Source organism: Ideonella lacteola (genome assembly GCF_038066555.1).
GTDB lineage: Bacteria > Pseudomonadota > Gammaproteobacteria > Burkholderiales > Burkholderiaceae_C > Ideonella > Ideonella lacteola.
The window spans coordinates 73,006-86,544 of the sequence record NZ_JBBUTG010000028.1 but is presented as its reverse complement, the minus strand read 5'-3'; the positions used below and the strand labels follow the sequence as shown (position 1 = coordinate 86,544).

The window sequence follows — 13,539 nt, the reverse complement described above, 5'->3', positions numbered from 1 at the left end:
GACGCCGCCGGCCCATCAGATCGACCCCATAAGTGTTCACGTGTCCGACTCCTTCTAAGCGGACAGATGTTCACTACCAGGGCGCTGTCAGATCAACATGTGTTCCCTGGCTGCTTACAGCGCACGCGCCTTTTAGTCGATGCTGCCTGTCGAGCCCCATTCCACATGAGCCAGCAGCAGCGCGTAAGCCAGGTCGAGGTCACCGTCGGTGACCGAAATCTGCTCTTCCGCGTCGGTCATCTTGCCGCCCTTGAGCGTCTGCTTCCATGCCATCAGGTGAGGGCCAGCCTTGCTCAGATGCTTGGTGAAGTACCCGTACATCGAGTCGAAGGTGGCCTTGTCGGCCATGTAGGCGGCCAGCACCATCCCGTAGCCGTGGGCTTCGGATACGGTGGAGCACGTGTTGTCATATTTGATCCAGTAACCTTCGACGAGCAGGTGGGTTGGTCATCCGCCTGGATCTCTCAGTACTCCGCCCAGCGAACCAAGGCGCTGGCACGGCGGCAGCATCACTAAAACAGCACTGTCCCTTCCGGCCTCAGCTCTCCAGGAGGCCCGTGTTCAACATTCAGCGAACAGAGTCCCAGGTTCAGTGAATTTCGACATTGACGGTCTGCCACGGCCCCTATACGCCATTCAGCGCGCTGGCCGAGGCAAGACTTTCTGCGCATTGGCCCATTCCAGATTTGCATGGATTGGGCAGGCGCCCGAGTTACCGCACCATTACACTGGTTTGACAGGTGATCCACCTCGACAGATCGCGCGCGCGTGAGGCGCGATCGGAGAAACCGGCCGTAACCAGGCCCGAAGGTTGCTCGCGAAGGCCAAGACACCTAGCGCCCACGGCATTGGGCGAGTCCCGCAGCGACTGGCGAGGAGCCAGCGCCCGCGCGAGGCTCGCCCAATTCCGTCTTCGCTTTTTGTCTTGTCTTGAAAATTGGAGCATTGCCTGTGAACCGTCCCGCCATGGAGGGGCTGCGCCTGAACGCGCCCGCGTACGTGAAAAACGCTCGCCTGATCGCCTGGGTCAGCGAAATCGCCGCCTTGACCGAAGCCGCCGACATCCATTGGTGTGACGGCTCCCAGGAAGAGTACGACCGCCTGTGCCAGCGGCTGGTCGATGCCGGCACGTTCAAGAAGTTGAACCCCGCCAAGCGCCCGGGCAGCTACCTGGCCTGGTCCGATCCGTCGGACGTGGCGCGCGTCGAAGACCGCACCTTCATCTGCAGCGCCAAGAAGGAAGATGCCGGCCCGACCAACAACTGGATGGCGCCGGCCGAGATGCGCACTCTGCTGCAGACCGGCGATCAAGCGCTGTTCAAGGGCGCGATGAAGGGCCGCACCCTGTACGTGGTGCCGTTCTCGATGGGCCCGCTGGGCTCGCCGATCGCGCACATCGGGGTCGAGCTGTCGGACAGCCCGTATGTGGCCGTCAACATGCGCACGATGACCCGCATGGGCAAGCCGGTGCTGGAGCTGCTGGGCACCGATGGTGAATTCGTTCCTTGCGTGCACACGGTCGGTGCGCCGCTGCAAGCCGGGCAGAAGGACGTGGCCTGGCCCTGCAACAAGACCAAGTACATCGTTCACTACCCCGAGACCCGCGAAATCTGGAGCTATGGCTCGGGCTACGGTGGCAACGCGCTGCTGGGCAAGAAATGCTTTGCGCTGCGCATCGCTTCGACGATGGGCCGCGACCAGGGCTGGTTGGCCGAGCACATGCTGGTGCTGGGCGTGACCTCACCCGCCGGCAAGAAGTACCACGTCGCGGCCGCCTTCCCCAGCGCCTGCGGCAAGACGAACTTCGCGATGCTGATCCCTCCGAAGGCACTCGATGGCTGGAAGATCACCACCATCGGTGACGACATCGCCTGGATCAAGCCGGGCGCCGATGGCCGCTTGCGCGCGATCAACCCCGAGGCCGGCTACTTTGGCGTGGCCCCCGGCACCAACCACGAGACCAACCCGAACTGCATGAAGAGTCTCGACCGCGACGTGATCTTCACGAACGTGGCGCTGACCGATGACGGCGATGTCTGGTGGGAAGGCATGGGCGAGGCCCCCGCCCATTGCATCGACTGGCAGGGCAAGGACTGGACGCCGGCGATCGCCAAGGAAACCGGTGCCAAGGCCGCGCATCCGAATGCCCGCTTCACCGTGGCCGCAACCAACAACCCCGCCCTCGACGCCGCTTGGGACGACGCCGCGGGTGTGGCGATCGACGCCTTCATCTTCGGCGGCCGCCGTTCGACGACCGTTCCGCTGGTCACAGAGGCCCGCAATTGGACCGAAGGCGTCTACATGGCCGCCACCATGGGCTCGGAAACCACCGCCGCTGCCGCGGGGCAGCAAGGTGTGGTTCGCCGCGACCCGTTCGCGATGCTGCCGTTCATGGGCTACAACATGAGCGATTACTTCCAGCATTGGCTGGATGTGGGCGCGAAGCTGCAGTCGCAGGGCGCCAAGCTCCCCAACATCTACTGCGTCAACTGGTTCCGCAAGGGCGCTGACGGCAAGTTCGTGTGGCCGGGCTACGGCGACAACATGCGCGTGCTGAAGTGGATGGTCGAGCGCATCGAAGGCTCGGCCCAAGGCACCGAGAGCTTCTTCGGTATCAGCCCGCGCTACGAAGACCTGGAGTGGTCCGGCCTCGAATTCAGCCGCGACAAGTTTGACTCGATCATCAGCGCCGAGCCCGCCGCCTGGGGCGAAGAGCTGAAGTTGCACGACGAACTCTTTACGCAGCTGGCCTACCACCTGCCGCAGGCGCTGAAGGACACCAAGGCGAAGTTCGAAGCGGCCTTGGCCAAGTAAGCCGCTGGTGCCCCTGGCGGGGCGCCGTTGCGGCCGAATGAAGATCGACCCGAGACGGGCCTCACCGAGCGGTGGGGCCCGTTTTGTTTGGGCTCAGGGCCTGGCGGCTGTGGTCACCGCCGGCGCGGTGCTTGCGCCGCTGCTCGCGCCGCCTGAGGCCACTGCCTGCCCAAACTGCCACAGCAAGAAAGCGTAGATGTCGCCCAGCTTGCTGATCTGCTGCTGCGCGGTGCTGCCCACGCCGTGGCCGGCCTGGCCGTCCAGGCGCAGAAGAACCGGGCGGCCGCTGCTGCTGGCGGCCTGCAGGCGTGCGCCGGCCTTGGCGCTTTGCCACACGTCGACGCGCGGGTCGTTCAGCCCGTGCACCAGCATCACGGCAGGGTAGGCCACGCCATCCTGGATCTGGTGGTAGGTGCTCATCTCCAGCAGTGCCTTGAACTCGGCCGGGTCTTTCACCGTGCCGAACTCGCTGATGTTGGTGATGCCGTTGGCCGACTCTTCCGAGCGGATGGTGTCCATCATCCCCACGTCGAAGACTGCTGCGGTGAACAGCTGCGGGGCCTCGGTCACCGCGCGGCCGACGAAGATGCCGCCGGCGCTGGTGCCCCAGATGCCCATGGTCTTCGGCGTCGCGTAGCCCTTGTCGATCAGGTACTTGGCGCTGGCGATGCCGTCCTTCCAAGTGTTAGGTTTGGTCGCCTTGAAGCCCGCGCGATGCCAGGCCTCGCCAAAAGCCCCGCTGCCACGAACGTTCGCGTAGGCCAGAACACCACCACGCTCGAGCCAGGCCACGCCGCGCGGATCGAAGAATGCCTCGATCGACAGGCCGTACGAGCCGTAGCCCACGAGCAGCGTGGGGTGGGGCTCGTCGCGTTTCAGGTCGGCGCGGTGGATGATCGCCAGCGGCACCTGCACCCCGTCGTGGCTGGGCACCATCACTTCGCTCACCGTCAGTTCAGGCGTGCCGGGCGGCACGCGGCGCTGCATCAAGCCGGTGTCTTCCACGGCCTGGCCGGGGCCGGCGGTGCGAAGGATCTTCGGCGGCTCAGTCCAGGTGCTGGTGCCAAGCCAGATGTCGCCGTAAACATGGCTGCGGTCGTCGATCGCGAAGGTGCTGCCTTTCAGGCCGGGGGCCACGTCGATGCCCGGCCGACCTTGCCCTGGAAAGTGCATCACCCGGGTGTTGAAGCCCTCGGCCACCTCGGCATACAGGCCTTGTCGACCGATCATCACGCCTTTGAGCACCCCACGTGCCGGCTCGTCGATGGCCAACTTGGCGCGTTCGATGCCGCCGCCGGCGGCCAGGTTCAAGGCCACCCAGCGGCCTCGCGGCGCACCCTTGTGGGTGCGCAGGTACAGCGTGTCGCCCTGCAGTTGCAGATCGGTCACTGCGTCATCGAAGCCCGAGATCTGCCGCCACGGGACGTTTGGCTTGCCGAGCGCCGCCACCGGTGCCACAAAGAGCTTGCCCTCCGGCACGGTGGTGTCGGTGGTCCGCGCCACCATGAATCGGCTGCTCGCATCGAAGCTGACGCCGGCCACGTCCAGGCGGTCGAGCTTCAGGGTCTTGTTGACCAGGGGGCCGAACAGGGCCTGCGCTTCGCTCTCGGGTGCGCCAGCGCGCACCACGAAAACCGTGCTGTCGAGGAAGGTTTCGGTGGGGGGCGCATCCGCGGGCAAGTCGCGGATCTGGTTGTAGGTGAGGTGCAGGTTGTCTGGCGCCCAGTTCACCAGGCTCTCGTGCACGCGCGGGATGGGTTGGCCCAGCGCCCGTCCCGTGGCCACCTCCATCACGTAGAGCGAGGCGTCTTCCGAGCCACCGGCCGACAAGCCGTAGGCCAGCCGCTTGCCGTCCCACGATGGCACGAAATAGTTGATGGCGTGCGGCACGCCCTTGGCCTTGGTCAGCTCCTCCGGGTCGACCAGCACCTGCTCGGCGCCTTTCAGGCCCACGCGGGTCACGAGCTTGTACTGCGCATGGCCGGCTTCGCGCTTCAGATAGAACAGCCGCTCGCCGGGCAGGCGGACTACGCCGCGCACGGCATCGCCCGTGGCACGCGACAGGGCGTCGACGCGGGCGGTCAGCGCCTGGCGCTCCGGCATGGTGGCCAGCATGCTTTCCGCATAGTCGCCTTGGGCCTTCAGCCAGGCTTGGGTCGCCGCGCTCTTCACGTCCTCGAGGTCGCGGTAGGGGTCGTGCACCGTGACGCCGTGCAGGACCTGGGTCACGTCGCGCACCGGGGTCGGCGGCGGGCCCGCCAGGGCGCTGAGCGAGGCCGCGATGAGGGCGGCGGCCAAAGGGATGGAGCGAAGCGGCATGGGGGTCTCCCGGGTGAGCGCCGTTGGAACATCGTGGCCGGTAGGCCAAGGGCATGGATGTTACGTGGGGCGGTCGCGCGTAGGATGTTCGCGACATCGCCCGGCACCTGATCGCAGGTGCCGCATCCCGCTCGCCCCGCCTTCCTCAACATGCCCGATACCTCTCCCACATCTCGGTCTCCCGTGGCCCCGGAAGGGCTGGCTGCGCGCATCGATGCGCTGTGGGTCTATCCCATCAAGGCATGTGCCGCGGTGGAGATGGACGAGATCCAGATTGACAGCCACGGCTTGATCGCCGGTGACCGGGAGTGGGTGGTGGTCGACGAGCATGGCCACGTCACCTGGCAGGGGGTGCACCCGACCTTGTCTCAGGTGCAGCCCGCGTGGATTGACGGCCAATGGTGGGCGGGCCTGCGGGGCACCGAGGCGCGGGCGCTGGATCCCCAAGGGCGGGACGGCATCGTGCACCTGTGGAACGACCGGGCGAAGGCGATGGAGGTATTTCCTGCCACCGACGCGGGCGACGGCGTGGCGGAGCTGCTGTTGCGAGCCACGGGCGCGCCGCTTCGTCTGGCCCGCCTGGGGCAGGAAGGGCGGAATCGATCAGGTGTGAACCCGCTGCACTTGGTGCATGCCGCGTCGATCGATGAACTCAATCAACACCTGTTGGCCCGTGGCCTGCCGTGCGCCGAGGTCCTGCGCTTCCGGCCCAACCTGTTGATCTCGGGTGTCGACGCGTCGTGCCTGCCGTTCATCGAAGACCACGCAGCCGCGCTTCGCAGTGCAGGCTGGCGGATGCCCATCACCACCCCGTGCGAGCGCTGCGTGGTGCCCGGCATCCACCCAGTCACGGGCGAACAGAGCCCGGAGCTGACGGCCGTGGTGGCCGAGCTCAGTGCCGGGCGGCGCCCCGGCGTGCCCTCATGCTTCGGTGTCTACGGCGCACCGACGCCAGGCAGCCGCCTGCGTCGTGGCGAGCACGTCTGGATCGAGCTGGCCTTTTGAGGCTGAGAGTCTGTCACCCATGCCCGCCTGGCGCGCCAAAACAAGGGACCCGTGTCGTTGCACAGGCTCGTGATAGATCGAGCTGTGGCGGTGCTTGGCGCCCAGTTCGAGGCCCGTTGGGGCTCGACCGGGTGCTTGAGGTTCGGGTGGATATGCGCCAGGCGCACAAGCACAGGCGGCAATCGTCGTTGGCGGGCCGGTCACCGTTTTCGATAATGCGAAAAACAATGAAGCGACGCCTGTTTTCGGGCCAGAAAGCGATATGAACTTCCAGCAATTGCGATCGGTCCGCGAGGCGGTGCGCCAGGGATTCAACCTGACCACCGTGGCGGAGGCGCTGCACACCTCGCAACCCGGCATCAGCCGCCAGATTCGCGAGCTGGAGGACGAACTCGGCATCGAGATCTTCGTGCGGGCGGGCAAGCGCCTCACTGGTCTCACCCCCGCCGGTGAACGTGTGCTGCCGTGGGTCGAGCGCACGCTTCTGGACATCGACAACCTGCACCGCGCGAGTGACGACTTCCGGCTGGGCGACAGCGGCGTGCTCAGCGTGGCGGCCACCCACTCGCAGGCGCGCTACGCCTTGCCTCAGACGGTGCACGACTTCCGTGCCCTGCACCCCAAAGTCCAACTGCAGATGCACCAAGGCTCGCCCCAGCAGATCGCACAGATGTTGCTGACGGGCTCGGCCGAGATCGGAATCGCGTCACATGTACTGGCCGACAACCCTGATCTGGTGGCGCTGCCGTGCTACCGGTGGACGCACTCGGTGGTGGTGCCGGTGGGCCATGCGCTGCTGAGCGGCGAGTTGACGCTCGATCGACTCGCCGAGCACCCGGTGATCACCTACGACACGGGCCTCACGGGCCGCGGCAGCATCGACGATGCCTTCACCCGCGCCGGCCTCAGCCCGCGGGTGGTGCTCACCGCGATGGATGCCGACGTGATCAAGACCTACGTCGAGTTGGGCCTGGGCGTGGGCATCATGGCCTCGATCGCCTTCGACGAAACCCGCGACTCTCACTTGCGCGCCATCGACGCGCGCCACCTGTTCTCGATCAACACCACCAGTGTGGCGGTACGCCGCGGCGGCCTGTTGCGGGGCTTCGCCTACGACTTCATCCAGACTTTTGCACCGCACCTGACCGCCGACATCGTCCAGCAGGCTCAGGCCTCGCCGGCGGGCACCCCGTCTGCGCCGCTGTGAAGCCGGTGTGAAGCCGCTGTGGCCGGGGTGACGCGCGCCGACCCGTCGCCGCGCTGGCGTGCCGCTACCCCGCCAACGCGGCCATCGCGGCCTTGGCCGCGCGAACCGAGGCCCGCGCCTGCATGCGTGTGCGGTGGGCCAGCAGCCGTGGAAATGCCGAAGGGTCGACCTCGTCACCTTCCAGCCATTCGGCGAGGGTGAACAGGTACGGGTCGGCGATGGTGTAGTCGGCCCCCATCACCCAAGGGCCGTCGTGCAGCCACTCGGTTTCGATGCGGGCGCAGCACTCGGCCATGTTGGCCGGCACCTTGCGGCGCATCGCCTCATGGGCCGCGGCGTCATCGGCCCAACGGGCGCCGCGCCGTTTGTGGGCGTGCGCCACATGCACGGTAGCGCACAGGTAGCTGTTGAACTCCTGCAGCCGGGCCAGTTGGAACGGATCGTCCCACGGTGCCAGCCTCGCCGCGGGAAAGCTCTGGGCGATGAACAGCAGCAGCGCCGGCACCTCGGTCAGCGTGCCACGGTGCGTGACCAGCGCCGGCACGCGGCCGCGGGGATTCACCGCCAGGTAGGCCGCGCCGCGTTGCTCGCCGGCAGCGAAGTCGACGCTGCGTAACTGGTGCTCGGCTCCGGCGTCGATCAAGGCGATGTGCACGGCCTGGGCGCACGTGCCCTCTGCGAGATAGAGGGTCCAAGGTGGGAATGTGGGCGTGGCCATGGACCGACTTTAGCGGCACTCACGCCGCAGCGTCTGGGGGCTTGCTGTTGCCTCAGGCCGGCACGGCAAACCGCGTGACCCGTCGCGGCTTGAGGAACACCTTCTTGCCGTTGGCCAGGCCGAGCGAATCCCGCAACTGCAGATAGGCCTCGCGTGACAGCTCGACATCGACATACGAGCCGTCTTCCTCGCGACGAAACTCGATGCGGGTGTTGGGCCCGACGGTCAGTGTCTGGGCCAGCGTGACAGCCCAGGTGCCTTCGTCGGGGTCGGCAACGATGTCCAGCTCGTGCGGGCGCACGTAACTCACCGCTTCGTCGTGCCCTGGCGCCAAGCCCACGCGGCCATGGAACAGGTTCACGTCGCCGAGGAACTTCAACACGAACGGCGTGGCGGGATGGTCGTACACCTCGTCCGGCGCGCCCACCTGCTCGATGCGGCCCTCGTTCATCACGACGATGCGGTCCGCCACTTCCATGGCCTCTTCCTGGTCGTGGGTCACGAACACCGAGGTGACATGCATCTCGTCGTGCAGGCGGCGCAACCAGCGGCGAAGCTCCTTGCGCACCTTGGCATCCAGCGCGCCGAATGGCTCGTCCAGCAGCAGCACCTTCGGCTCGACCGCCAAGGCGCGTGCCAGGGCCACACGCTGCCGCTGGCCACCTGAGAGCTGGTGCGGGTAGCGGCCCGCCAGGGCGTCCAACTGCACCAGCTTCAGCAGATCCAACACCTTCTTCCGGATCGCTTCTTCGCTCGGCCGGGTGGCGCGCGGGCGCACCCGCAGGCCGAAGGCGATGTTCTCGAAGATGCTCATGTGCCCGAACAGCGCGTAGTGCTGGAACACGAAGCCCACATTGCGTTCGCGCACATCGGCGAAGGTGGCATCTTCGCCGTGGAACAGCACCGAGCCAGAGTCGGGCGTCTCGAGGCCCGCGATCATCCGCAGCAAGGTGGTCTTGCCGGACCCCGACGGCCCGAGCAAGGCGACCAGTTCGCCTGAGGGGATGTCGAGGTTGAGGTGGTCGCACACGGCCAGCGAGCCGAAATGCTTGACGAGGTTGCGTACTTCAATGCTCATGGGAAAGCCTCTTCAATGGCTGCGGCTCAGGCGTGTTCGGATCCGGCGGCGGCCTTCTCGCGCTTGACGCGCTGCTCGACCACATACTTCAGGACGAGAGTCACCAGCGCCAGGCCTGCCAGCAACGAAGCGACGGCGAAGGCAGCGGCGAACTGGTACTCGTTGTAGAGAATCTCGATGTGCAAGGGCATGGTGTTGGTCGCACCCCGGATGTGGCCCGAGACGACCGAGACCGCACCAAACTCACCCATGGCGCGCGCATTGCACAGGATCACGCCGTACAGCAGTGCCCACTTCACGTTGGGCAGCGTCACGCGCCAGAAGATCTGCCAGCCGGAGGCGCCCAGCACGCGTGCGGCTTCCTCCTGCTCTTGACCCTGCGCCTGCATCAGCGGGATCAGCTCGCGGGCAATGAACGGGAAGGTCACGAACACGGTGGCCAGCACAATGCCCGGCACCGCGAAGACGACCTTCAGATCGTGGTCACGCAGCCATTCGCCAAACCAGCCTTGCAGGCCGAAGACGAGCATGTAGATCAGGCCGGCGATCACCGGGCTCACCGAGAACGGCAAGTCGATCAGCGTGAGCAGCAGGTTCTTGCCGCGGAAGTCGAACTTCGCGATCGCCCAGGCCGCCGAGACGCCGAACACCAGGTTCAGCGGCACCGAGATCACCGCGGCCAACAGCGTGAGCTGAATCGCGGAAACGGCGTCCGGCTCGGTGATGGCGGCAAGGTAGACATCCACGCCCTTCTTGAACGCCTCGTGGAAGACAGCGGCCAGTGGCACGAACAGGAAGAGCGTCAGGAAGAGACCGGCGATGCCGATCAGCGTCCACCGAACCCATGCCGGTTCGGTGGTGGCCGCGAGCGCCGAGCGCGCGCGGGCTTGGGCCGGCACGACGGGTGCGGAGGCCAGGGTGGTCATGGCAGCGGTCACGGGGTACTCCAACCAAAATTCAGACGCTGGTCGGCTGCGGCTGTCCAGCGTGTGCTTGTCATCTCAACGTCCCTGCCGCTTGCGGGCCCAGGCCTGCACCAGGTTGATGGCCAGCAGCAAGGCGAAGGCGATGACCAGCATCACCACCGCAATCGCCGTGGCGCCGGCGTAGTCGTATTGCTCCAGCTTGGTGATGATGAGCAGCGGTGTGATCTCACTGACCATCGGCATGTTGCCGGCGATGAAGATCACCGAGCCGTACTCGCCCAGCGCCCGTGCGAAAGCCAGCGCGAAGCCGGTGAGCAGGGCGGGCATCAGCGTCGGAAAGATCACGTGCCAGAACGTCTGCAGCCTTGACGCGCCCAGCGTCGCCGCGGCTTCCTCGAGCTCTTTCTGCAGATCCTCCAGCACCGGTTGCACCGTCCGCACCACGAATGGCAGGCCGATGAAGGTGAGCGCCACGAACACGCCCAAGGGCTTGAACGCCACCTTGAAAGGCAGGTACTGGCCGATCCAGCCGTTGGCGGCATACAGCGATGTCAGCGCGATGCCAGCGACGGCGGTCGGCAAAGCGAACGGCAGGTCGACCAGCGCATCGACGACGCGCTTGAAGGGGAACGTATAGCGCACCAACACCCAGGCCACCAGCAGCCCGAACACGGCGTTGATGAGTGCGGCGGCAAACGCCGCGCCGAAGGTGAGGCGGTACGACGCAACGACACGGTCGGAAGTCACCGTGTCCCAAAAGGCCCCCCAGGTCAGGGTGAACGTCTTCAGGAACACCGCCGACAGCGGGATGAGGACAACGAGGCACAGGTACATCAGCGCGAAGCCGAGGGCCAAGTCGAAACCTGGCAGCACACTGTGGCGTTTGAGAAGGGTGCGGGAGAGGATCACGGCAAGGGGGCGCCAACTGCTCAGGGCCTGTTCACACGATGCGAAGGGTCGCGAAGGCCCGCCGAAACGGGCCAATCTAGGCGCAGCGCGCCACCCGCACTCATGTGCGGGCCAGCGCTGCAACGACGGGTGGCCCGTTTCGGCGGGCCTTCCCGAAGGGTTGATGACCACAGAATCCGCATGCGGCGTTGCAAATCCTCGCCGGGTGTCGAACCCGGCTGCGGTTTGCGCCTTGCCTGCGGCTTTGTGGTCATCAACGCGATCCCTTCCAATCGTGTGAACAGGCCCTAGTAGCCAGACGCATGTCGATCAGCGTGCCGCGATGCTAGGCAGCGCGGGCGACCGGAGGAACGAAGCAATACGCGCTTGCTTATGCGTGAGATCGATCAGCGCGCACACGCCAGGGAGTGACGCACCAATGAAAAGCGCGCCCGAGGGCGCGCTGGCAACCATGGTCAGGTCGGGCTACTTCTTCGCGTAGATCGCGTCGAACACGCCGCCGTCGTTGAAGTGGGCCTTCTGGGCCTTGGACCAGCCGCCGAAGACCTCGTCGATCGTGAAGAGATTGACCTTCGGGAAGAGCTTGTCGAACTGGGCGGCCACCTTCGGGTCGATCGGGCGGTAGTAGTTTTCGGCGGCGATCTTCTGGCCTTCGGGTGAGTACAGGTACTCGAGATAGGCCTTGGCCACGTCGCGCGTGCCGCGCTTGTCGACCACCTTGTCCACGAAGGTCACCGGGGGTTCGGCCAGGATGCTGACCGAGGGAACGACCATCTGGAACTTGTCTGGGCCCAGTTCCTTCACCGACAGGAACGCTTCGTTCTCCCAGCTGATCAGCACGTCACCAATGCCGCGTTCGACGAAGGTCGTCGTCGAGCCGCGAGCGCCCGAGTCCAGCACCGGCACATTCTTGAACAGGGCCGTGACGAACTCCTTGGCCTTGGCTTCATTGCCGCCCGGCTGCTTCAGGGCATAGCCCCAGGCAGCCAGATAGTTCCAACGCGCGCCGCCGCTGGTCTTCGGGTTCGGGGTGATGACCTCGATGCCGGGCTTGACCAGGTCGTTCCAATCCTTGATGTTCTTCGGATTGCCCTTGCGCACCAGGAACACGATGGTCGAGGTGTACGGGCTGGAGTTGTGGCCCAGGCGCTTTTGCCAATCCTCGGGAATCAGCTTGCCCTTGGCGCTCAACTCGTCGATGTCGTAGGCCAAGGCCAGGGTGACGACGTCGGCCTCCAGTCCATCGATCACTGAGCGGGCCTGCTTGCCAGAGCCGCCGTGCGATTGCTTGACCGATACCGTATCGCCGGTCTTGGCCTTCCAGTAGGTGGCGAACGCCTTGTTGAAGTCCTGGTACAGCTCGCGCGTCGGGTCGTACGAGACGTTGAGCAGCGTGATGTCCTTGGCTTGCGCGGCCGTCGGTGCGGCGAGCGTGCTCAGGACGATGAAGCTGGCGGCAACAGCAGTCGTCAGCGATCGGTACAGCATGGTGGGGGCGTTCCTTGTGAATGACCACCTGCATGGATGCAGGCTCGGCGATCCTAGGAAACGCGCCCCTTTCGCGGAACGAATGAAATCGCGACTGCTTATGTGCTCTGCGTTGCGGCGACGAAGATCAGACGGCGAAACCCAGCGCCGGTGCCGCCGCGCGCTCGCGGGGCCGCAAGGTGGCTGCCACGCGCTGCACATGTTGACGGGCCCAGTTCCACCCATCGGGCCAGGGGCCGTAGCCCGACGAGGCGTTGATGTGCCCGGCTTCGCCGAGATCGATCACCTCGCTGCCCCATCGGCGGCCGAAGTACAGCGCATCGGCATGCTGCATCCACGGGTCGTTGGCGCTGACGACCAAGGTCGATGGGAAGGGCAGCGGGCGGCTCAGTTGCCCCTCGTCGAGGCTGAAGCGTTCGGGGGCGGCAGGCGCTGCCAGCAAGGCGCCCTGGATATTGCGACCGCCGCGCGCGGCATGGTGGGCGAGCGCCAGGCAGCCGAAGCTGTGGGCGACCGCGATCCATGCATCCGCCCGGTGGCGCTGCAAGGTGTCTTCGATGGCACTGGCCCAGCGGTCCAGGTCCGCATGGCCCCAGTCTTCCACGCGGATGCGTTCGGCGTCTGGCTCTTTGGCCTGCAGCCAGGTCTGCCAGTGGTCGGGGCCGCTGCCGTGCAGCCCGGGCACGATCAGCATCCGCACTCGCGGCGCCGTGGCGATAGAGGTCTTGACGGTGCTCAGCATGGGCGGCTCCTTTCGGTTCCTGACGGCAGCGGATGGGGAATCAGAGGGTGGCGATCGACACTTCGGTCGACTTCACCAGCGCGACGACGTCGCGACCGACGCGCAGCCCCAATTCATGAACGGAGCGGGTCGTGATGACCGAGGTGACGATCAGGCCTGACGGGGTCTCGACATCCACTTCGGAGACGACGGGGCCTTCGATGATTTCCTTGACCTTGCCGCGGAACTGGTTGCGTGCGTTGACTGCGAGGATGCTCATGGTGGTTCTTCTGAGGTGTTGGGAAAAGGGGCGCTTGGCAAGGTGCCATGCGCAGCGGTCTTGGAGGGCACCGG

12 protein-coding genes are annotated in these 13,539 nt (G+C 65.9%); 3 read left to right on the top strand and 9 right to left on the bottom strand.

Translation table 11 applies throughout. The features are described 5' to 3' along the window. Positions 1 to 132: 132 nt before the first annotated feature. Positions 133 to 417: a glycosyl hydrolase family 8 gene (locus tag AACH06_RS26735; RefSeq protein ID WP_341428870.1), complete on the bottom strand. Its 285-nt coding sequence runs from the start codon at positions 415 to 417 to the stop codon at positions 133 to 135. 534 nt (positions 418 to 951) lie between these two features. Between AACH06_RS26735 and AACH06_RS26730 the strand changes: the two genes are divergently transcribed. Further along, complete coding sequence (locus AACH06_RS26730) at positions 952 to 2,814, top strand: phosphoenolpyruvate carboxykinase (GTP) (protein WP_341428866.1); 1,863 nt, start codon at positions 952 to 954, stop codon at positions 2,812 to 2,814. Positions 2,815 to 2,907: 93 nt separating this feature from the next. Here the strand turns inward: AACH06_RS26730 and AACH06_RS26725 are convergent, their stop codons facing one another. Further along, positions 2,908 to 5,133 carry a prolyl oligopeptidase family serine peptidase gene (locus AACH06_RS26725; protein ID WP_341428865.1) on the bottom strand — a complete coding sequence of 742 codons (2,226 nt, stop codon included), beginning with the start codon at positions 5,131 to 5,133 and terminating at the stop codon, positions 2,908 to 2,910. 150 nt (positions 5,134 to 5,283) lie between these two features. On the opposite strand from AACH06_RS26725, the gene AACH06_RS26720 reads away from it, so the two are divergent. Continuing rightward, positions 5,284 to 6,138: an MOSC domain-containing protein gene (locus tag AACH06_RS26720; protein ID WP_341428864.1), complete on the top strand. Its 855-nt coding sequence runs from the start codon at positions 5,284 to 5,286 to the stop codon at positions 6,136 to 6,138. A 262-nt stretch (positions 6,139 to 6,400) separates the two neighbouring features. Beyond that, positions 6,401 to 7,345, top strand: a complete 945-nt coding sequence (locus AACH06_RS26715) for a CysB family HTH-type transcriptional regulator (RefSeq protein ID WP_341428863.1) — start codon at positions 6,401 to 6,403, stop codon at positions 7,343 to 7,345. Between the two features lie 64 nt (positions 7,346 to 7,409). Here the strand turns inward: AACH06_RS26715 and AACH06_RS26710 are convergent, their stop codons facing one another. From AACH06_RS26710 to AACH06_RS26680, 7 genes are all read right to left on the bottom strand, one after another. Further along, positions 7,410 to 8,063, bottom strand: coding sequence for a glutathione S-transferase family protein (locus AACH06_RS26710; RefSeq protein ID WP_341428862.1), 654 nt, complete (start codon positions 8,061 to 8,063; stop codon positions 7,410 to 7,412). Positions 8,064 to 8,115: 52 nt separating this feature from the next. After that, a complete protein-coding gene (locus AACH06_RS26705) occupies positions 8,116 to 9,141 on the bottom strand; it encodes a sulfate/molybdate ABC transporter ATP-binding protein (protein ID WP_341428861.1) in 1,026 nt (341 codons plus the stop codon). 26 nt (positions 9,142 to 9,167) lie between these two features. Then, positions 9,168 to 10,067: a sulfate ABC transporter permease subunit CysW gene (gene cysW / locus AACH06_RS26700; RefSeq protein WP_341428869.1), complete on the bottom strand. Its 900-nt coding sequence runs from the start codon at positions 10,065 to 10,067 to the stop codon at positions 9,168 to 9,170. 75 nt (positions 10,068 to 10,142) lie between these two features. Further along, positions 10,143 to 10,976: a sulfate ABC transporter permease subunit CysT gene (cysT, locus tag AACH06_RS26695; protein WP_341428860.1), complete on the bottom strand. Its 834-nt coding sequence runs from the start codon at positions 10,974 to 10,976 to the stop codon at positions 10,143 to 10,145. A gap of 465 nt (positions 10,977 to 11,441) precedes the next feature. Beyond that, the gene (locus AACH06_RS26690; RefSeq protein ID WP_341428859.1) at positions 11,442 to 12,464 is read right to left on the bottom strand and encodes a sulfate ABC transporter substrate-binding protein; all 1,023 of its coding nucleotides are present in this window, start codon (positions 12,462 to 12,464) and stop codon (positions 11,442 to 11,444) included. 127 nt (positions 12,465 to 12,591) lie between these two features. Continuing rightward, positions 12,592 to 13,206 carry an RBBP9/YdeN family alpha/beta hydrolase gene (locus tag AACH06_RS26685; RefSeq protein ID WP_341428858.1) on the bottom strand — a complete coding sequence of 205 codons (615 nt, stop codon included), beginning with the start codon at positions 13,204 to 13,206 and terminating at the stop codon, positions 12,592 to 12,594. Between the two features lie 40 nt (positions 13,207 to 13,246). Next, a complete protein-coding gene (locus tag AACH06_RS26680; protein WP_341428857.1) occupies positions 13,247 to 13,465 on the bottom strand; it encodes a TOBE domain-containing protein in 219 nt (72 codons plus the stop codon). Positions 13,466 to 13,539: the final 74 nt, after the last annotated feature.